Raw genomic sequence first — 20639 nt, 5'->3', positions numbered from 1 at the left:
CTCCATCCAACAGCATCTTTCATCACCTTCATCTCTCCCCCTAGGCCTAGCGGGGAGCAACGAGGACTATTGCCATGGCCACCGACCCGAACATGGACGCAGGCAGCGCCGCCACAGATTCCACCGCCAGCACAACTACCGCTCAACAGCAGCAGCCCTCGCAGTCATTCGAGGATCAGCTAGACAGCCTATCTTTCGATGACCAGCTAGACCAGCTCAAGTTCGATGACGATGGTGGCCAATCCTCAGCGGCGTCGCAGCAGCAGCCCTCCATTTGGTCCAGCAACACCGACGAAGCAATCACCGCCAGCAACAGGCAGGTTGGGCAGGCGCTTGGCTCCATGGCTATCGGCGCAGCCAAATCGGCTATCGAACTGAAAGACCTCTTCTCGGGTGGCGAACCTGACCAACAGGACAAATGGTCGGTGCGTCAGTGGATCGAAAACCGCAGCAGCGACCTCCGGAAGCAGAGCGCATTCAACGGCGTCGCCGAGAGTGTCTCGCAGTTCGGCGTCGGCTTCATGGGTCTCGGCAAGATCGGCGCGGTGACCGGGCTAGCGGCGAAGGCCAAGGACGCCGGGCGGTTTATCCACTGGAGCTATGAGGCTGCTCGCGGCGCGGCGGCGGGCTTCGGCTTCATGGACCCGCATGAGGAGCGGCTTAGCAATCTCGTTGAGCAGTACCCCGCGCTCGCCAATCCCATCAGCAGTTACCTTGCGGCCAAGCCGGGAGACACAGACCTGGAGGGCCGCGCGAAGAATGCCGTTGAGGGCGTGGTGATGGACGCGGCTCTTGCGGGCGCCATGGTGCTCGCGGCGAAGAGCATCAAGCTGTTTCGGGCGGGTGACGTTGCTGGTGCCAATAAAGCTGCTGAAGAGGCGGATGCGGCATTCGCGAACGCACACCATGAGGCCAGCGCACCGGGCGAGAATTTAGCATCACCATCTTCAGGGGGCTTGCGCGAGGAGTCCGGAGGAATCAAGCTAGAGGGCGAACAAGGGGCGGGAGCGGGCCATGATGCGCAAAGCGTTGCAGGCGGAGATAGCGGAGTATCGAGCCGGGACCTCGCGGCAGAGAGCGTGGACAATTCTGTCAGCGGGAGTGTCCCTGGCGATGGTGCTGGCGGTTCTCGTGAACTTCCTCCAGTGGCTTCTGGGACCCGCGAGCCCGGAGCGAGTGAAGCAGCAGATGCTCTCGGAGTGTCGGGGCCTCGCCCGGGCGATGGCGGAGGTGAGTTCAAACTTCGACAAGAGGGACTCGGAGCTGACGTTGGCCTGTCTGGCGGACAGGTTGAACGGGTCCTCTCGCAGGTAAGGGCGGACACCACCGCGCTCACCACCTATGGCTCCCGCATGGACGCCATCGCGGCGGGCTACGAGTTCAAGCCTGAGACATCCGGCCTCATCCCGTGGCAGAAGCTCAACACCACGGAGAACACCAAGGCGTGGATGGACCACCTCATCAGTGAGCAATCGGCGCATATCAATGCGAGGCGTGGGGGTGACGCCGAGGGAGTGCTGAGCGACCAAGCTGTGGAGGCGATGGTCAAGCAGCGTGCTGCCACTTGGAACGAAAGCCCGGCCGACCTCATGGGCGCCCTTAAAGCCGCTGGTGATGGTGCGCCCGACATGGCCACCAACATGGAGACCTCCTTCCTCATCGCGAATAAGGCCTATCAGGACGCTTATGAGCTGGCCTCACGCATCAGCAATGACAACCTCATCGGCTTTGGGTCCAGAGAGGAGGCGCTCGCGGCTCTCCAGCACCGCATGGCAATGGCCACTACGATGTATGGCAACGCGAAGGCCATCGTGTCGAATGCCGCCCGCACCATGCGCCGCATGCGTGGAGAGTTCCGGATCACCGACGATCAGCTAGCCAACATCACCACCGCAGACCCCGAGCAACTCCTCAGGCTGGTCAATGAGACGGGCGGAGACCCCAAGCTCCTAGCCAAGGCCTCGCGCATCACATGGGCTCAACGCATCATCGATCCCATCGCGGGCATGCAGGCGGCCAACCTTCTTTGGGGCTGGAAGACGCAGGTGGTCAACATGGCCACGTCCTCCGCCATGCTCGTGTGGCGTCCTCTTGAGGCGGGCATCGGCAGTGCCATCCTTCGCGGCGTTGGCGCAGTGCGGGGTGACGCAGCGATGGTGGCGGGAGCGAACGCTGTCAGGCAGCAGTCCCTTCGGGAGGTGACGTACCTCGGATCAATGCTCAGCGATGGATGGAACGCGGCCAAGAATGCTTTCATTGAGGGGGACTCAATCCTGGTCCCGAAGTCCACCGAGCACTTCACGGCAACCGCCACCGACAACCTTGCAGAGCTGGCGCAGGGCTTCCGCCCGATCAACTCCGTGGATGATCTTGCGGTGAACGCCATGACTGCCACGATGTTTGGCAAGGCCGCCGTGTTCGGGTCGTTGCGTGTGATGGGGGCGGCAGATGAGATGGTGAAGACGCTGAGGTATCGCGCCATCGTGGCGGCGAAGGCCAGCATTGAGGCAGACCAGCAGGGACTTACCGCAGGGAGCAAGGCGTATCGCGACTACGTGTCATCTCGGTTGGATGCGTCTGTGGACGACTTGGGCCGAGGGGTAGATAAGGACGCCATTGCCGAGGCGCAAACCTCCACCTTCCAACAGGCGTTCGTGAGTGCGGATAACACGTGGCTTCAGCGTCGCTCCATCGCCCAGAGCTACGCCTCCATTGCCGCCGATCAAGCGTACCTTCGCATCCTCACCCCCTTCATCAAGACACCAGCGAACCTCTTCCGGTACGGCATCAAGCTGAGCCCCGGTCTGAACCTGCTTCAGAAGGAATACCTCAACGCCTTCACTGGTGCGGCCGGCATGGAGGCACAGGCACGGGCTGCCGGGCAGATGACCCTTGGCGTAGCGCTTTCGGGTATGGCGTACAGCCTTTGGGCATCGGGCCGCCTCACAGGATCAGGACCACAGGACCCGGAGCAGGCCAAGGAATGGCGCAAGCAGGGCAACCGTCAGTTCTCCATCGCGTGGACCGATGAGAAGGGGGAACGTCAGTTCTTTGAATTGAATCCTTACGACCCCGTCAGCATGCCGATGGTCCTGGTGGCGGACGCGGCATCGCTCATCAACTCCGGACAGCTCCGTGAAGATGACCAGCATGGACTGGCCACCTCTGTGGTGCTCGCACTCGCCAACCGCCTCAAGGATAAGTCGTACCTCAAGAGCGTCGGGGACTTCATTGCGGCGATGAACGATGACGACAAGATAGCGAGCCTTGCACGCCGTACCGCACCGGGCTTGTTGCCGTTCTCCTCATTCATGCCGATGGTCAATCCGGACCCGGTGGTCCATGAGGTGCGAACCGTCACCGATGCCCTGATGGCGAAGGTGCCGGGCTGGTCCAGCAAGCTGCCGCCTCAGCGTGATCTCTTCGGTGATGTGGTGTTGGCGCCGCAAGGGCTCACGGTGTCCCAGCGTAATGCCGGAGCGCTGGCGGACGCCCTGGGTGAAAGCTTCCAATACACCGGACGCTATTTCGATCCTCCCGCACCGAAGAAGGATGGTGTGGACCTCAGGGAGTTCACCTTGAAGTCCGGACCGGCCGCAGGGCGCACCGCATACGATCGATATCTTGAGCTATCAGCCCGGCCGGGTGACGGCGTGTCGCTGAAGGAGACGCTCACAGACCTCGTGACATCTGATGGATACAGGGAGCTGCCTCATGGCGCGGCTGCGGACGAAGGCACCAAGGAGAGCGCGCTCATGGATGTCATGAAGAAGTACCGTGAGGCCGCATGGGAGCAAACCCTCAGTGAGAGCCCCGAGCTACAGGAGGCGGTCATGCAGCACAAGCTGGACGTGGCTAAGGCCGTAGCGAGTGGCGCCAAGAGCGTGCCGGCTGTGGCGGGGCAGGCGAGGATGAATGCGCTGGATCAATTGCTCAGGCCGTATGGTCTCAGCCTGCCAAAGGTAAACCTGCCCAGCAGCTCACCAGCATCCTCACCAACCACAGAGCCGCCCCTTAAGGCCATCGGAATGTGAAAGCAACGATGGAGCACCTCCTTGTGGTCGCGGCAACGTGCATCAAGCCATTGATCCGTATCGATGGTTTAGCACCGATGGCTGCGTGTGCACTCCACATCCCGCCTCACGGCGCGCCTCAGCTCTACGTGCTGGGAGGCTGCGAACGGGCAACCGACACGTGGTTAGCTCGCGCCATCCTTCACGCTCTCCAAGTGGTGGATCGGGGCGAGGGCGAGACAATCGCGTGCATCAGCAAGGAGCATGTCTGGATCACTGCACAGAAGCGAGTGAGTCAATCGCTGCGCTCTGGAGACCTCACGATGGATGGTCTTCCTGCTTGGGCAGAGCTGGACCGTATAGGCAAGCTGCCGCACATCATTAAACGAGCGCCTGCCTCGCCGCAGGAGGGGTTTTGGCTTGAAGGATGCGGGGCGATAGCGAAGGCCATCAACAAGGATGTCTTGGCAGACTTCAGGCTCAACCCCGAGCGTTACATCGTGCCGGGCATTACGTGGACCGACTGCCAGCCAGTGCCTCCGCAACTCCTCGCACCTGCTGGCTAAGGGCATGGTGGTCTAGTGTCGCCTCACGCCATCTATACTTGCACCACATACACCTCATCGCGGAAATACATAGAGTATCCTGTTTATGTAGTTACCTCATTGAGTTGAGTGGCCTTCTTGCGAAGTATTCGCGGAGCATTCTTCTTGACCGGGAATCCGCGTGCCGTCATCTTCTGCGCTGGGGCTCTTGAAGCCTTTGATGTTGGGATGAGGAGGCTGATGAATGCTGGACGTTAAGAGGGGACTACTCGTTGCGGACGCTGTCACGAGAATCATTCCCCGTCGCTATCAGGGAGCGCGGACCGCACGGCGCATCGCTCAATACGGGCGGGAAGCGAAGGAGTTCTTTGCCGGACGGTGTCTTGAAGACCTCACTACTGACGACCTAGCCGCATTCGCCGCGAAATGTGAGCAGGCAGGGAACGCACCGGCCACCATCAACCTGAAGCTCTCGTTTTACTCCGCTCTGTACACCGAGTTCGCGGCTGAGCTGCGGAATCCATTTGATCCACGCCTCCCGTTCAATGCGCCGGGCATGCCGTGGCGCTCTCAAGCCAAGGTGCTGAAGTGGTGGCTAAAGCCCGAGCTAGAGCCGAAGATCGTGACGTGGTGTTACGAACGCGGTGAGAACGACCTAGCCGACTTCATCACCTTCATCACTCACACGGGTTGCCGCGTTGAGGAAGCGCTGCGGTTGCAACGCGACCATTTCAACTTTGAGGCCGGTGAGTGCACGATACCAGGAACGAAGACAGCAACAGCGGAGCGCACCATTCCATTGTTCACTGAAGCACTCACCATCGCGAAGTACAGGTTGAGGCACGGACGCGGTGATAGCTTCCTCTTTCACTTCTCGCCATCGGATGCCCGTGCACTGGCACTAGAGGCGTATGTGGACCTCAGCTATGAGGTAGCCAAGAAGAAATGGCACCACGTCCGCGTGGCGTTCGGTCTGGAGAGGAATAAGACGGCCACCCTCAAGGCACTCCGCCGGACGTTCGCGCGACGGGCAAACGATAACGGCATGCCGACCGAGATATTGCGGCAGTACCTCGGGCATGAGGACATCGCGACCACCATCGAATATCTGCGGCTCATCGGCGGTTACGCGGATCAGATGCGCAAGTACGTCTCGTGAAGAACGGACAGCAGTGGCTTTCGGCTCGCCTCAGGTCCGGCCACGCGGGTGACCGCTGCGTGGTCGCGGGTTGTGCACAACCGACGATGCAGGCGGCGGGGAAGGGGCTTGCGTCCTCCCATTGTCGCAGACACGTTGAGCATAAGGCGAGGCACGGGAGCCACTGGAAGCGCAGTTACGCGGCCGGTGAGTTGGCGCCGTACCTCAAGGCCGCGCTGTCATACGTCCGGCTACGGCTGCACGCCGATACGTTCATCAAAGACGCCGTGATGCATCTGGCGCTGCTGCTGGAGCAATCACCCTTTGAGATTGCCACGCGGTTGCGCGGCATGTCGGCGAAGGCGCGGGCAGCCATTGCGTTCGGACGGCTGCGCAAGAAGGGGGTGAAGCCCGAGCGACTCCTTGCTGTTCACATCGCCATCTCCACCCTCATTGAAGAAGACCCGCGTCCGCACCGCGTGAAGGAATTCCGGCTAGTGCAGGTCGCCAAGGCGCTGCATCGGCTGGCGTCCGGGCATCACGTCGTCAATGAGCTCTACATCCGGGACCGGAAGCACCGCAGCGAGTTGCACAAGTTCCCGCGTAGCTCGGGGCAGGTGCTCAGAATCATGGGGCAGCGCGTTGAGGACATCTGCGAATGGGCCACCGCTGAGCACATGGCTGCTGTGTTGGCCCTGAAGGTGAGGCGATACGGCCGGCATCCCGGGTTACCTCCTTGCTAGCCTCCGAATTTCCTCCGTGGCACGTGTGACCGATCAAGTGCCGGGGCGACCGTCCGTCCATCCTCGTGCATCAAGCCAGTCACTTTGAGGCGGACTCTACAGCATGACCACCGCGCCCAAACCCGTAGCGCTAGAAACTCGATGGCGTGCCGCCGCACCTGACCTCAAGGCGTTCATCGCGCAGCTCACTGCATCGCTTCTGGCCGATGAGGATGGTCAAGGGCTCCGTCAACGCAAGCGCAGGGCTACGGACCAGGAGAAGTTTGCCCGGGCGGTCGAAGCGATATGCTGCGGCTTCACGGCCAACGCACTACTCGGTGACGGGCGGGCGGTCGCAGTGCGGCTTGGCAACTACGCATCGGGTTACACCTCCGTGTACGGCAAGCACTTCAATCGCGCTGTAGACTTGATGAGGGCGCGGGGTCTCCTCAGGCTCGCGCTTGGGCATCGATCCGGGAAGGTCCGCAGGGCGTCCACCATCACACCGTCGCCTGCATATTGGAATGTCGCTCCGCCTCCGGGAGATTGGGGCGATCTTTACCTTGAGGAACACCGGGCGTTTGTCGGCATAAACTTTGATGAGAGCGGCCAACGCAGACTAACGCCTCCCGAGGACTGGCTCCGAGCTGCGACCGCCGAGGTGGCGAGGATCAACGATCACCTTCGAGCACTGCCTCTCCGCTACAATGGGAACGAGGCGCTACCGCTTGTAGAGATTGCGGACCGGCCCTGGGTATACATCGCCACCCCTCATCACCGAACCGTGCGCCGCGCATTCAAGGGCAGCATTGAGCGAGGCGGACGGCTGTATGATGGTTACTGGGAAACGATGCCCCGGGCGGATCGCTTCAGGTACCTCACCATTGGCGGTGAGCCCGTGGTCAACGTTGACTATGGCCAGCTCTTCCTTCGGCTTGCATACGCATTGTCTGGGCTGGAGCCGCCGGCCGGCGATCTATACGACTTCACGGGGGGTGACCACGAGGCGAGCGACTGGCCGTCATTGAGGGAAGGCCGCAAGCGAATGGTCAATGCGCTGATCTCCGCCAAGCGTGCCATGAGGCAGTGGCCGGGGCAGACAAGCGCGGAGCGGGCGATGGTGCGGAGCCTCTTCCCGGCAGGCACGAAGCCGAGCAACGTTGTGGCGGGTATCAAGGCGCGGCATCACGCCATCGCTGCCGAATGGTTTGAACGCGGGCGTGGAGGAGAGCTTCAACGGCTGGAGAGCGATATCCTGACTGCCGTGATGCTCAAGCTTATCAGCGTCGGAATCGGAGCCCTCCCTCTACACGACAGCGTGATTGTTGCTCGGTCGGACGGCGAGGCTGCGCGGCGGGTGATGCTTGAGGAGGCGCAGAGAATCGTCGGAGCGGACATTCCGGTGAAAATCGATGATGGGCGCTAGAAGGCCCGCAGGATTCACAGCGGAGTCCATCTGTGCGTTTGTTCGGCTGGCGGATGTCCCAGTCCGGATTTAGCAAAGGGTGACTCACGGACTCCCCGCTGCGCTTTCTGGCGTGCGGCAAATCGACTCAGTTTCTTACGCTTCCGCAATTGCCCTCAGGCGTCCCTCTAGGAATACAGATGAAGCTTCTATCTCTCATCGACCATCATCATCTTGAGGTGAGCTATGCGGGTCTCTTCGGGTAGATGTCAGCTATAGCCTCAAAGTGACCTAGAAGCCCTATCACCTCACACCGGACCAACTTCAAGGGTCACGAAAGCAAGAGCCCAACGGAATGGCTCAGCGGCACAACCCAATGCCTCCTGCATGGCCACCATCACCGCATGACTATGCCCCGTTGAGTGACGCCTCAAGGCTGGACCGAAGAGGTCACCTTAAGGCTGTCACGCCGAGTATTCGCCGCAACGTGTTCCATCAAGTTGAGTGATGATGGCGGAGGTCGATACTCGTCACCCTGTTCAGACCTTGGTAAATCGGTCCTCAACGCCAATAAGAGCGCAAAATTCGTCCGCGAATTTCCGAACCGACTGAACAGCCCAATTCGCGCATTCGTAGGTCAGGAGGCTGTACGGAAACATGAAGTTATTGGCGTTGTAGATAGGGCTAATAGGCAACCGCCGCCTCAACGCCGTAACCAGATTGCCCTTGTGAATATCGTCCTCGTGGTCCCAAGCGGGCTTGAAGTGGATGAAACTATTTCGGAAACGAAGGAGATCCCCGGCATTCTGCCATACGGCGCCTCCTGTAACGGGCGTTTTGTTTAGGATGTTGGCGAGTTTGCGGTACTTGTCCAAAGCGTTTCCAGAAAGATCATCTTTCAAGGCCTTCACGCTCTCTAGGTGAGACGCTGCGACGGATAGAAGGGCTGGTCTATCGAGAATGTCTTGAACGATCTCATTGCTGTTCGCTTCGAGGGCTGCGGCCGCCATTACGATTGCGACGGGGACATGCATCATCATGTCATCGAACCACCGGCCATGCTTGCTCGTGTCGTTATCCTTTTCCACGGCATGAGCGCTTTGGGCCGCCTGAGCCGCAGCGCGAAGGTGATGGATCGCGAAGTTCGATCTGAGGTTAATTTTCGCGCTCATTTGTATACCTAACGTCGTCATCGGTTGTCTCCGAATCCGGGCGCCCCTTCAAGGTACTCCGGCATGCACCATGCTCTTCCCAGAAGGAAGCTTCACTGCCTCCACGCACTCCCGCTTCAACTCAACAAGCTCAGCTCGGGAGTAATGGCCGAACGTCAGCCCTAGATTCTTGTTGTGCCCCATCACGGCGGCCACGACGTTCTCCCGTTGGCCAGCATCCTCCGCCTTCGTAGCGAACCATCGCCGGAAGCTGTGGAAGTTGACTTTGGATCGTCGCGCACCCGGCCGCTTATCGTCCACCTTGAGGCGCTTCCGAAAGTAGCCGAAGCGCTTGGAGAGGGCCATCGTGCGGTTGCCGTCCCAGCCCGTATCCTCGAAGTCAGGGAAGAGATATGCCGTGGGATCGCGCTTGGCAGTCCTGCGCTCAACGATGGATTTCAAAGCGGTGTGGATGGGGATGGTGCGAATAGCGGCAGGGGTCTTGCCCTTGGTCACCGCAAATAGTCCGTTCTCACAATCCCGCACGCGAAGTTGACCAATCTCCTCGATCCTCATCCCCGAGAGGGCGGCGATGCGCATGACATCCGAGAGGTCTGCGTCAGAGTCGGCACCGAGTAACCGCCGCACCTCATCGTCAGTGAAGGGCCGCTCGTTTCCCTGTGGACCGTCCTGCGAAATACGGTGTGCCTTCGGCTTGGCCAGCGACTTGCCGGCCCATGGGTTTGGTCGAATGCCGAAGCTTTTGTCCAACCACTGCCAGTACTGCCGCAATGCGGAGAGCTTCTTGTTGGCCGTGTGCACGTGCGTCCCGGCAGCCACAAAGGCCTCATCCCGGAAGTCGGACGCATCGCGGTCGGTCACCGTTTCTATGAAGAGATTGCGCTCGGTCTTAGAGGTCCACGCCTTGAATTGCGCCATAGCGGTGCGTGCGTCGGCCTTGGTGCGTTCGCTGTAATCGGAGGCGGCGAGCCATCTCTCGATGTAGTGGTCAACGGGCGTTGCGCGGCCGGATGCCAGCTTGGCGAAATCAACCGCAGCCTTGCTTGATGCGTCCTCCGTTTCACCACCACCATCCCTGCGCTCGTCCGGTTTGCCTTGCGCACGGTCTATCTGTTCGGCTCGCTCTACAATGGCGTAAAGGATGTCATCGCGCCGTTCCGCGCTGACCCTGGAAAGTTCTTCACGGAGAGCGAGGGCCTCTTCGGCTAGCCCTTCGCGCCCGCTGTCGGAGGGGTTTTGCGCCCGGGCGATCTCGGACTTGAGTTCATCTACGGCTTTCCATCGCGCGATCCGGGCGAGGCGGATGTCTTCCGTCTTAAGCGAACGCAGCAACCGCTTCTTGCCGAGCGCCTCGCGCAGCGTTCTTGGAACCTCCGCCACGGCATACCAAGTGGTGCCGCTTCCTCGCGGCTGGATCAGGTATCGGTAATCGCCTCGGCCGGATGTTGACCCCAACGGTGCCCCCAACGCTTGTACCCTAACGACCTATTGATTATGCTGAATTATATGAAATATCTAAGCCGTTTCAAGGGCGCGGGTGGTATCCAGGTTCCCCAGCCAATCCGCCTCGGTGGCGTGAATCATCCTCTGAAATCCCGACGAGATTGCCGGCTGCGGCTGCCGACGGAGGTCAGTCGTATGTGTGCCATCACGGCATGAGGGTGGATTGGTCCGGCGTAATCCACCATGGTCTCGCGCGTGTGGTCCGGCTCGTTGCAACAGAGGTTTAAGCTGATGGACGAAATTCTCTATGCCCGCGAAGCGTCGATCGGCGTCGATGAGTTCATCGAGGTGCTGCGGCAGTCGGGCCTCGGCGAGCGGCGACCGCTGGCGGATACCGACCGGATGGAGCGCATGATCGCCAATGCGAATCTGATCGTGACGGCGCGGAAGGCGGGCAAGCTGGTCGGCGTGTCGCGCGCGCTGACCGATTTCGCCTATTGCTGCTATTTGTCGGACCTTGCGGTCGATCGCGGATACCAGGGACATGGCATCGGCAAGCGTCTGATCGCGGAAACGCGGCGCCTCGCCGGACCTGAATCGATGTGCCTGCTGTTGTCGGCGCCTGACTCGATCGGGTTCTACAAGACCATCGGCATGCCGCAGCCGGACAACGCGTTCCTCTACAAGCGGGAGCGATAGCGGACGGCTACGCTGCGCGGGGCTATTTGATCTTGTCGTAGACCGTCGCGAAGTCGGCAAGCGGCATCGGGATCGAGATGGTTTCCTTGCCGAGATTCTGGAACGACACCTTGAGCTGCTTGCCCGATTTCAGCTGGGTCAGGACATCGGCGGCGATCGGCGTGTTGATGTAGCAGCCGCGTGCCTCGCAGGTCTGGATCGGCACGTCGACGGCCTTGCCGTCGTCGACCTGCAGCTTGGCGCCAACAGGCAGGTTCAGTCCGAGCGGAAGCTGGATCAGCGCCACCGGCGTACGGGTGTCGCCGGGAACGCGGATGTTGACCAGCACGATGAGCTGCCCGGTCTTGGTGAGCACCGCGGTCTGTTCCATCGCGCATTCGAGCGGAGCGTCGCGGCTCGCACTGGTGCAACGTGCGATCCAGCCGGAGTTGTTGGGGGCTGCTGTATCACCCTGAGGAGCCGCGGGCGCAGCCGCCGGAGCGGGCGCGTTCTTGCTCTTGGCCGTCTGGGCGTGGCCAGAGTGGGCCATGCCGAACGCGGTCAGCAGGACGAAGAGCGACTTTGCGACAATCTTCACGATACCGGCTCCGAAATGGACATCTTTCGGATGTGCCGGGATGCCGGCAAAGTCAAGTCACTCGGCGGCCTCCTTGACCGATCCATGCTCGCCGTCGTCAGCGTCGCGGTCGGCGGGCGGCGAGCGGCCCCAGTTGGCAAACGCGTTGGAGAGCTTGTCGAGATAGAGATAGACGACCGGCGTCGTGAACAGCGTCAGCGCCTGGCTGACGATCAGGCCGCCGACCATGGCGTAGCCGAGCGGCTGGCGGATTTCCGAGCCGGTGCCGGTCCCTAACATCAGCGGCACGCCGCCGAGCAAAGCGGCCATCGTCGTCATCATGATCGGGCGGAAGCGGAGCAGGGCGGCCTGGCGGATCGCCGCCACCGGCTCCATGTGCTGGTCGCGCTCGGCCGCGATCGCGAAGTCGACCATCATGATGCCGTTCTTCTTCACGATGCCGATCAACAGGATGATGCCGATCAGCGCGATCAGCGAGAAGTCGAAGCCGGCCGCCATCAGGATCGCGAGCGCGCCGACGCCGGCCGACGGCAGCGTCGACAGAATCGTGATCGGGTGGATGTAGCTCTCATAGAGAATGCCGAGGATCAGGTAGACGACCACGAGCGCCGCGAGGATCAACAGCGGCACGGTCGACAGCGATTGCTGGAACGCCTGCGCGGTGCCCTGGAAGCTCGAGCTCAGGGTCGGCGGCGCGCCAAGATCGACCATCGCCTTCTGCACCGCTTCAGTCGCCTGTCCGAGCGCAACACCCTGCGCCAGGTTGAACGAGATGGTGATCGCCGGGAACTGGCCCTGGTGGCTGATCGAGAGCGGCCGTACCGGCACGCTGGTCCAGGTCGCGAATGTCGAGATCGGCACCTGTTCGCCGGTCAGCGGTGACTTGATGTAGATATTGTTCAGCGTGTCGATCGCGCCCTGCAGCTCCGGCAGCACCTCGAGGATCACGTGGTAGCTGTTGAGCTGGGTGAAGTACTGCGTCACCTGGCGCTGGCCGAACGCGTCATAGAGCGTGTCGTCGATCAGCTGCGGCTGGATGCCATAGCGCGAGGCGGTGTCGCGGTTGATCTTCAGCTCGAGCGTGGTGCCGTTGGTCTGCTGGTCGGTGGCGACGTCGCGCAGCTGCGGCAGCGTCTGCATCTTGCCGAGAATCTTCGGCGCCCATTCGTTCAATTCGGCGAGGTTGGCATCCTGCAGCGTGAATTCGAACTGGGTGCGGGTCGGGCGGCCGCCGAGGCGGACGTCCTGCGCCGCCTGCATGAACAGCCGGGCACCCTCGACCTTCTCCAGCTTCGGCCGCAGCCGGGCGATGACCTGCTGCGCGTTGGCGTCGCGATCCTTCAGCGGCTTCAGCGTGATGTACATCGCGCCGTTGTTGCCGGCGCGGCCGCTGCCGCCGATCGCCATCGCCACCGTCGCCACCGCGGGATCCTGCTGTACGATCTTGCCGAGCTCCTCCTGCTTCCGCTTCATGTCGGCGAAGGAGATGTCCTGGTTGGCTTCCGAGGTCGCGGTGATCAGGCCGACGTCCTGCTGCGGGAAGAAGCCCTTCGGGATGACGACGAACAGGTAGACTGACAGCGCCAGCGTCCCGAAGAAGATCATCAACGTCGTGAACTTCCAGCGCAAAGCGAGGTCGAGCACGCTCTGATAGCCGCGCAGCATGGCGTCGAAGCCGCGCTCGCTGAGCTGGTAGAACCGACCGTGCTTCTCGTCATTGTGGGCGCGCAGGAAGCGCGAGGCCATCATCGGGGTCAGCGTCAGCGACACGAACATCGAGACGAAGATGGTCATCGCCAGCACGACCGCGAATTCGCGGAACAGGCGGCCGATGATGCCGCCCATCAGCAGCAGCGGGATCAGCACCGCGACCAGCGAGATGCTGATCGAAACGATGGTGAAGCCGATTTCCTGCGAGCCCTTGAAGGCGGCAGCCATCGGCTTCTCGCCCTCTTCGATGTAGCGGCTGATGTTCTCCAGCATCACGATGGCGTCGTCGACCACGAAGCCGACCGCGATCGTCAGCGCCATCAGCGACAGATTGTCGAGCGTGTAGCCGAACACCCACATCAGCGCGCAGGCGCCGAGCAGCGCCAATGGCACCGTGACCGTCGGGATCACGGTCGCCCAGAAACTGCGCAGGAAGACGAAGATCACCATCACGACCAGGAAGATGGTCAGCAGCAGGGTGAACTGGACGTCCTCGACCGCCGCGCGGATCGTGGTGGTGCGGTCGCTGATGACGTCGATCTTGATCGCCGGCGGGATCGCGGCGACCAGCCGGGGCAGCGTCGCCTTGATCTTGTCGACGGTGTCGATGACGTTGGCGCCGGGCTGCTTGAAGATGACGAGGAATACGCCGCGCTTGCCGTTGGCCCAGGCGGCCTGCTTGGCGTCCTCAGGCCCGGTGACGGCCTGCCCGATGTCACGGATCCGCAGCGGCCCGCCATTGCGGTAGGCGATGATGACGTCGTTCCACGGGCTCGCCGTCAGCAACTGGTCGTTGGCGTAGATGGTATAGGCGCGGGTGGCGCCGTCGATATTGCCCTTCGGACTGTCGACGGTGGCGATGTTGATCGCGGCGCGGACGTCCTCCAGCGACAGGCCCTTGGCGACGAGCTTGGCGGGGTCGATCTGGACGCGAACCGACGGCTTCTGCTGGCCGCCGATGATGACCTGCGCAACGCCCGAGATCTGGCTGATCTGCTGTGCCAGCTGGGCGTCGACGGCATCGCTGACTGTCGTCAGCGGCAGCGTGTCCGATGTCGCCGACAGCAGCATGATCGGCGAGTCCGCTGGGTTGACCTTGCGGTAGGTCGGCGGCGAGGGAAGGGTTTTCGGCAACTGGCCGCTGGCCGCGTTGATGGCGGCCTGCACGTCGTTGGCGGCGCCGTCGATGCTACGATTGAGATCGAACTGGATGGTGACCGCCGCCGTGCCGAGATAGCTCGTCGAGGTCATCTGCGCGATGCCCGGGATCTGCGCGAACTGGCGTTCCAGCGGCTGGGCGACCGATGTCGCCATCGTTTCCGGGCTGGCGCCGGGCAGGGTCGCGGTGATCTGGATGGTGGGGAAGTCGACCTGCGGCAGCGGCGCGACCGGCAGCAGAGGATAGGCGACGAGACCGACGAACAGGATGCCCGCCATCAGCAGCGAGGTGCCGATGGGGAAACGAATGAATGGTGCGGAAATTCCGGCGCCGACGCTCATTCCTGCGCAACCTTCGACTGGGACGGATCCGAGCTCGCCACCGCCGTTGTCACCTGGGTTCCCGGCGAGACCTTGTACTGGCCCGCGGTGATCACCTGCTGTCCCGGCGACAGGCCCTCGTCGATCACCGACTTGCCATCGATCGACTGGCTGACCTTGATCTTGCGAAGCTCGGCCTTGTTCTCATGATTGACTGAATACGCGTAGAGGCCATCGGTGCCATGCTGCACCGCGTCATCCGGGACGACGGTGGCATCCTTCAAGGTTCTGACCAGAAGGCGGGTCGAGACCGACTGGCCCGGCCACAGCGCGTGGTCCTTGTTATCAAACACCGCCTTCAGCCGGACAGTCCCGCTTGACGTGTCGACCTGATTGTTGATCAGCGCCAGGGTTCCCGTGGATAGCACCCGCTTGCCGTCGGTGGTCAGGGCAATGGTCTTGGGCGGGGCCACGGCCAGCGCCGCCTTGATATCCGGCAGCTGGTCTTCCGGCGCGGTGAAGATCACCGTGATCGGCTCGATCTGGGTGATCGTGACAATGCCGGTCTGCGCCGAGGCATTGACGATGTTGCCGATATCGACCAGTCGCAGGCCGACAATGCCGTCGATCGGGGATTTGACGGTGGTGTAGTCCACCTGGGTCTGGGCGTTGAAGATGGCGGCCTCGTCAGCCGAGATCTGGGCGGTCAGCTGGGCCACCGTGGAGCGCTGGGTGTCGAGCTGCTGGCGCGTCGCGAACTCGCCGAGCCTGGTGGTGCGCTGCAGGTCGAGATTGGCGTTGGCCAGATTGGCTTCGTCCTGGGCCTTCTTGGCCTTGGCCTGGTCGAGCGTCGCCTGATAGGGCCGCGGATCGATCTCGACCAGCGTGTCCCCTGCCTTGACGAACTGGCCTTCCTTGAAAGCGATCCTGGTGATCTGACCGTCGACCCGGGTGCGGACCTGGACGGTGTTGAACGCCTGCACGGTGCCGAGACCAGTGAGATAGACCGGGAAGTCGGCTTTCTCGACCGGCGAGATCTTGACCGGAACGGCCGGGCGTTGGGCGGAGCGCTTCTGTGCGGCTTCGATCGCCTGCTGGTTGCTCGTGTGTTTCTGCCAGCCGAAATAACTGGCGGCGCCGACCGCAGCGATCACTAAAACCCAACCGATGGTGCGTGACTTTGACATGCGGACTCTTGGGTTCGACGTAACAATAAAGGCTGATTGAAACGGTTCACAGAGCTTGCGGATATAATATGCGTGCACTTAATGTGTAAACACACCAAGGCTTGAGAATCCTAAACATTTGGAAAGGTTTAGGTCAGAAACGAGCAGAAACAATTCGCCTGGGAAACGCACCGAGGACCCCTATGTCGCTCGATCTCAAACGCCAGTTTATCGCGCAGCTTGTCGAGAGTTCCCGGCTGCTGCGCAATTATATCGATCATCGCGCCAAGGCGCGAGGCACCACGCGTGCGCAATGGATCGTGCTCTTCCGCCTGCGCGAGCAGGAGGGACTTTCCCAGGTCGATCTCGCCGACGTCCTCGAATTGCAACCGATCTCGCTGGTGCGGCTGCTCGACCGCCTTGTCGAGCATGGCCTGCTCGAACGGCGTCCCGATCCCAGGGATCGCCGTGCCAATCGCCTGTTCCTGACCCGGAGCGGGCGCCGTCTCGTCGACGATCTCGACAGTTTGCGCGACGCGATCGCCGGCGACGTGTTGCGCGACGTCTCGGACAAGCATGTCGAAAGCGGCCTCGCCACGCTGCGCGAGGTCAAGGATCGCATCAAGGCGCTCGGCGAGGAGGCGGAGCGCATCGCCGCGAAATAGCGCATCTCATCGCACGCAGATTCCTGCGCTCCATCCATTCACCCGTTGCAGCGTGCGCGAGCCGGTTGAATCGTCGCGGGATGTCGTCCATATCGCGCAGCGACGATGCGAGAGGACGAGGGCTGCGATGGATGAGTTGAACGGGCGCATGATGGCATGCCAGATCCTGGTTACAGGATTGATCGCGCGCGTCGCCAACGAGCAGCGCGACCCGCTGCGCTTTCTCACCGACTTCCGCGACGAGATCAAAGCGGTCGTCAACGGCGTCAACATCGCCGGCCTCGAGAACAGCGACCGCGTGCGGCAGGTCGCGCAGCGGACGATCGACGAGCTGTTTTCGCTGATGAAGCCGCCAAGCGCCGAGTAATCGCGTGGTCGCATGGACAGCGCCCGCACGCGGCAGCCAATGACGGGCGGCATCGATTTAGAACGATTATTAGAACGCTTAAAAACTACAGTTTGGAACGATTTCAAACCGTAGATTAGAATCGCTTTGAATTGGGGCGATTCAAGCCGACTGTTGCGCTCGCCGCATTGATAAAAAAGGTCACGCTCGATAACCGATGGAGACAGTTCGTCGCAGCTTCATTTCGCGAACGAGCTGATTTTTCTGGGGCGAGCAAGATATGAGCAATGTGAAGGCGCCGAGATCGCTGCGCTTTGATGCAGCGATCGGTTCGGCTGATGACACCGATTATTCCGCCACGAAGGTCTCCGCAGTCGCGAGCCTGATCGCGGTGGCGTCGTTTTCGGGGGCCGAAGCGCAGCAATCCAACCTGCCGCCGGTGAACGTCGATGCCCCGGTCGCTCGCCCGCGGCCCGTGACGTCAAAGCCCACTGCGGACCAGGTCCGCGCCCGCAACGCGCTGCGCCGCGCCGCGCGCCGCAACAATCAGCAGGCCCAGCAGACGCCGGTGCCGTTTCCCAACGCCGGCGGTCTTCCTGCCGACCGCGATCCCTATGCGGATCCGGCCGCGCCGTACAAGGGCGACCGTTTGCAGTCGTCCGGGAAATATCCCGAGCCGATCCTGAACACGCCGAAATCGGTCACGGTGCTGACCAAGGACGTGCTCGAAGACAAGAACGCCACATCGCTGAAGTCGGCGATCCTGTCGACGGCCGGCGTCACGCTCGGAACGGGCGAGGGCGGCAATGCCTTCGGCGACCGCTTTTTCATCCGCGGCTTCGACGCACGCAACGACATCTTCATCGACGGCGTGCGCGACTCCGGCGTCAGCGTCCGCGAGAACTTCTTCACCGAGCAGGTCGAGATCCTGCGCGGCCCGGGCTCGTCCTTTGCAGGCCGCGGCACCACCGGCGGCGCGATCAACATCGTCACCAAGCAGGCGACGACGCAGAACAGCTTCTACAACATGGACACCACGTTCGGCACCGATCGCACCAAGCGCGTGACGCTCGACGTCAACCAGGTGATCAGCCCGACACTGGCGATCCGCGCCGGCGGCCTGTTCCAGGATGCCGGCGTCGCCGGCCGCAGCTATGTCACCGACGACCGCAACGGCGCGTTCGTCGCCGGCACGTGGAAGCCGGTCGACGCGGTGAAGATCACCGGCAACTACATCCACACCGAGCTCACCGGCATCCCGGATTTCGGCGTGCCGTACTACCGGCCGAGCACCGCGAGCACGGCCGGCGGGCCGTTCCCGGATTTCGGCGTCAATCGCAACAATTTCTACGGCTTCGTCAACCGCGACTTCTTCAGGACCGGGCAGGACATCGGCACGATCAATGCCGAGGTGCAGATCACGCCGGACCTCGTGGTCAGCAACAAGATCCGGGAATCGCGTTCGACCCAGAACTACATCGGCACGCTGCCGGAAGCGCCGACGCTGGCCGCCGGCGCTCCGTTCACGGCGTATACGCTGAGCGCCAATCCGCAAAGCCGCTACCAGGTCACCGACGTGTTCGCCAACCAGACCGAGGCGACCTACAAGTCGGTCGACGGCCTCGGCTTCAAGCACACGACGACGGCCGGCGTCGAATACGACAACGAGCGGTCCTCGATCGACAGATATCTCGGCCTGAGCTCGGAAATAACGACCGGCACATCGGCATTCACGGGAAGCGGATCGCTCTCCGGCGTCAGCGTGTTCAATCCGCAATACACCAACATTCCGTTCCCGATTCCGTCGGGGCTGTCCGGGCTGCCGACCAAGATCGGGATCGACACCACCAGCGGCTACATCATGGATACCGCGAACTACAATGACTTCGTGATCCTCAATGGCGGCATCCGCTACGACGACTACAAGATCAACACGTCGGGCTATCTGACTTCGGGCGGCAGGACCACATTCGGCAGTCAGTCGGCCGACTTCGGGATGCCGAACTTCAACCTCGGCCTCACGTTGAAGCCGTTGCCGAACGGCAGCGTCTATGCGGCCTATGCGACCTCATCCAACCCGGTCGGCGCCGAATTCGACGGCACCAGCACGGCGTATGGCGGTCTGTCTCCCGTGCTGAACGGCGGCAATACCCAGATCTTCGGGCCGGAAAAGAACAAGGCGATCGAAGTCGGCACCAAGTGGGAATTGTTCGATCGTCATCTGCTGGTGACGGCGGCGCTGTTCCAGACCGAGAAGGAAAATGCGCGCGAATCGCAGAACGTGAACAACGCAACCGCGGCCGCGGCGCTTGGCTGCTCTTATCCGACCGGGACGACCGGCAATATCTCCTGCATCACCGCGGGCGCGGCCTACCGCATCCGCGGCATCGATCTCGGCGTCGGCGGCAAGATCACCGACAAATGGAGCGTGTTCGGCGGTCTCGTGCTGATGCAGTCGGCAGTGACGAGGTCGCTGGCGCCGCCGGCCAACACCATCCTGTATTCCAGCAATGTCGGACTGCCACTCGCCAACGTCGCGCACCAGTCGTTCAGCATGCTAACCAAGTACCAGCTCACCGACATGTGGGAGCTCGGCGGGCAGGCGGTGTATCGCTCGAAGGTCTATGGCGGCACGCTGCTCGCGGCCAACCAGGGCACCTCGATCCCGAGCTACTGGCGCTTCGACGCCTTTGCCGAAGCAAAGATCGACAAGCACTGGACGATGAAGCTGTTCGTCAACAACATCTTCGACAAGCGCTACTACGACGCGCTGTACCAGAGCGCGGCGCCGTTCGTGCTCGAAGCGCCGGGACGCGCCGCGTATCTGGTTGTTTCTGCGCGTTACTGACGGAGGCTTCGCGGCGACAGATGCTGGTCTGTGTTCCCAACGTATTGAGCAAGGCTGATGTGGCGGACTTCCGCCGCATCATGGCGCAAGCCGAATGGGAGAACGGCCGCTCGACCGCCGGCGCCGCGTCCGCGATGGTCAAGCGCAACGAGCAGCTGCCGCCCGACAGCGAGGTCGCGCGGCAGCTCGGCAACCGGATCCTGTCGGCGCTGTCGGCGAGCCCGCGCTTCATCTCGGCGGCGATCCCGCTTAGAATCTTTCCACCCTTGTTCAACCGCTATGCCGCCAGCGACGGGCACCATTTCGGCCTGCACGTCGACAATGCGGTGCGCGGCGACAGGCTGACGGGCATGAGGATCCGCACCGACCTCTCGGTCACGCTGTTTTTATCGGAGCCGGAGGACTACGACGGCGGCGAGCTCGTCATCGAAGACCTCTACGGATCCCATGAAATCAAGCTGCCGGCGGGCGATCTCGTAGTTTATCCTGCTTCCAGTTTGCATCTGGTCACGCCGGTCACGCGGGGGACGCGGGTAGCGTCTTTTTTCTGGCTGCAGAGCATGGTACGGGATGCACACGCGCGCAGTCTGATCTTTGATCTCGATACCGCGATCCAGGCTCTGGTGGAGCGGCTGGGGCGCGATGACCCCGAAACGGTCAAATTGACCGGGATTTATCACAACCTGATCCGTCACTGGGCTGAAGTGTAAC

The 20639-nt window shown here is 62.0% G+C and carries 15 protein-coding genes; 10 read left to right on the top strand and 5 right to left on the bottom strand.

Annotated elements, in window-relative coordinates; translation table 11 throughout:
• Nucleotides 1-74: 74 nt before the first annotated feature.
• From I6F38_RS13295 to I6F38_RS13275, 5 genes are all read left to right on the top strand, one after another.
• The gene (locus tag I6F38_RS13295; protein WP_225160649.1) at nt 75-4034 is read left to right on the top strand and encodes a hypothetical protein; all 3960 of its coding nucleotides are present in this window, start codon (nt 75-77) and stop codon (nt 4032-4034) included.
• Between the two features lie 8 nt (nt 4035-4042).
• Nucleotides 4043-4579 carry a hypothetical protein gene (locus I6F38_RS13290; RefSeq protein ID WP_225160648.1) on the top strand — a complete coding sequence of 179 codons (537 nt, stop codon included), beginning with the start codon at nt 4043-4045 and terminating at the stop codon, nt 4577-4579.
• A 223-nt stretch (nt 4580-4802) separates the two neighbouring features.
• Entirely contained in the window at nt 4803-5717 is a 915-nt protein-coding gene (locus tag I6F38_RS13285) for a site-specific integrase (protein WP_225160647.1), read from the top strand.
• A gap of 191 nt (nt 5718-5908) precedes the next feature.
• Nucleotides 5909-6439, top strand: coding sequence for a hypothetical protein (locus I6F38_RS13280; RefSeq protein ID WP_225160646.1), 531 nt, complete (start codon nt 5909-5911; stop codon nt 6437-6439).
• Nucleotides 6440-6542: 103 nt separating this feature from the next.
• Entirely contained in the window at nt 6543-7844 is a 1302-nt protein-coding gene (locus I6F38_RS13275; protein ID WP_225160645.1) for a hypothetical protein, read from the top strand.
• 518 nt (nt 7845-8362) lie between these two features.
• Here I6F38_RS13275 and I6F38_RS13270 read toward each other — a convergent pair.
• Both I6F38_RS13270 and I6F38_RS13265 read right to left on the bottom strand, forming a co-directional pair.
• Nucleotides 8363-9016: a hypothetical protein gene (locus I6F38_RS13270; RefSeq protein WP_225160644.1), complete on the bottom strand. Its 654-nt coding sequence runs from the start codon at nt 9014-9016 to the stop codon at nt 8363-8365.
• Between the two features lie 27 nt (nt 9017-9043).
• Nucleotides 9044-10450 carry a tyrosine-type recombinase/integrase gene (locus I6F38_RS13265; protein ID WP_225160643.1) on the bottom strand — a complete coding sequence of 469 codons (1407 nt, stop codon included), beginning with the start codon at nt 10448-10450 and terminating at the stop codon, nt 9044-9046.
• Between the two features lie 279 nt (nt 10451-10729).
• Here I6F38_RS13265 and I6F38_RS13260 point away from each other — a divergent pair, with 279 nt between their 5' ends.
• Nucleotides 10730-11137 carry a GNAT family N-acetyltransferase gene (locus tag I6F38_RS13260; protein ID WP_018271115.1) on the top strand — a complete coding sequence of 136 codons (408 nt, stop codon included), beginning with the start codon at nt 10730-10732 and terminating at the stop codon, nt 11135-11137.
• Nucleotides 11138-11159: 22 nt separating this feature from the next.
• On the opposite strand, the gene I6F38_RS13255 is transcribed toward I6F38_RS13260, so the two are convergent.
• The 3 genes from I6F38_RS13255 to I6F38_RS13245 form a co-directional block, all read right to left on the bottom strand.
• Nucleotides 11160-11666 carry an invasion associated locus B family protein gene (locus tag I6F38_RS13255; protein WP_225160697.1) on the bottom strand — a complete coding sequence of 169 codons (507 nt, stop codon included), beginning with the start codon at nt 11664-11666 and terminating at the stop codon, nt 11160-11162.
• 105 nt (nt 11667-11771) lie between these two features.
• Nucleotides 11772-14924 (bottom strand): efflux RND transporter permease subunit, encoded by a 3153-nt coding sequence (locus tag I6F38_RS13250; RefSeq protein WP_225160642.1) that lies wholly within the window; start codon nt 14922-14924, stop codon nt 11772-11774.
• Complete coding sequence (locus I6F38_RS13245) at nt 14921-16090, bottom strand: efflux RND transporter periplasmic adaptor subunit (protein ID WP_225160641.1); 1170 nt, start codon at nt 16088-16090, stop codon at nt 14921-14923. Before I6F38_RS13245 ends, I6F38_RS13250 begins: the two co-directional genes overlap by 4 nt.
• Nucleotides 16091-16272: 182 nt before the next feature.
• Between I6F38_RS13245 and I6F38_RS13240 the strand changes: the two genes are divergently transcribed.
• The 4 genes from I6F38_RS13240 to I6F38_RS13225 all read left to right on the top strand — a co-directional run bounded on the left by I6F38_RS13240 (nt 16273) and on the right by I6F38_RS13225 (nt 20638).
• Complete coding sequence (locus I6F38_RS13240) at nt 16273-16734, top strand: MarR family transcriptional regulator (protein ID WP_016841339.1); 462 nt, start codon at nt 16273-16275, stop codon at nt 16732-16734.
• Nucleotides 16735-16861: 127 nt separating this feature from the next.
• Nucleotides 16862-17101: a hypothetical protein gene (locus I6F38_RS13235; protein WP_028344615.1), complete on the top strand. Its 240-nt coding sequence runs from the start codon at nt 16862-16864 to the stop codon at nt 17099-17101.
• Nucleotides 17102-17360: 259 nt separating this feature from the next.
• Nucleotides 17361-19928 (top strand): TonB-dependent receptor, encoded by a 2568-nt coding sequence (locus I6F38_RS13230; protein ID WP_225160640.1) that lies wholly within the window; start codon nt 17361-17363, stop codon nt 19926-19928.
• 20 nt (nt 19929-19948) lie between these two features.
• Entirely contained in the window at nt 19949-20638 is a 690-nt protein-coding gene (locus tag I6F38_RS13225; protein WP_225160639.1) for a Fe2+-dependent dioxygenase, read from the top strand.
• Nucleotide 20639 lies beyond the last annotated feature (1 nt).

It is taken from the genome of Bradyrhizobium sp. BRP56, assembly GCF_020194035.1.
Classification (GTDB): domain Bacteria; phylum Pseudomonadota; class Alphaproteobacteria; order Rhizobiales; family Xanthobacteraceae; genus Bradyrhizobium; species Bradyrhizobium australafricanum.
Note: the sequence above shows the minus strand (reverse complement) of the source record. Positions and strands in the feature narration are given on the sequence as shown.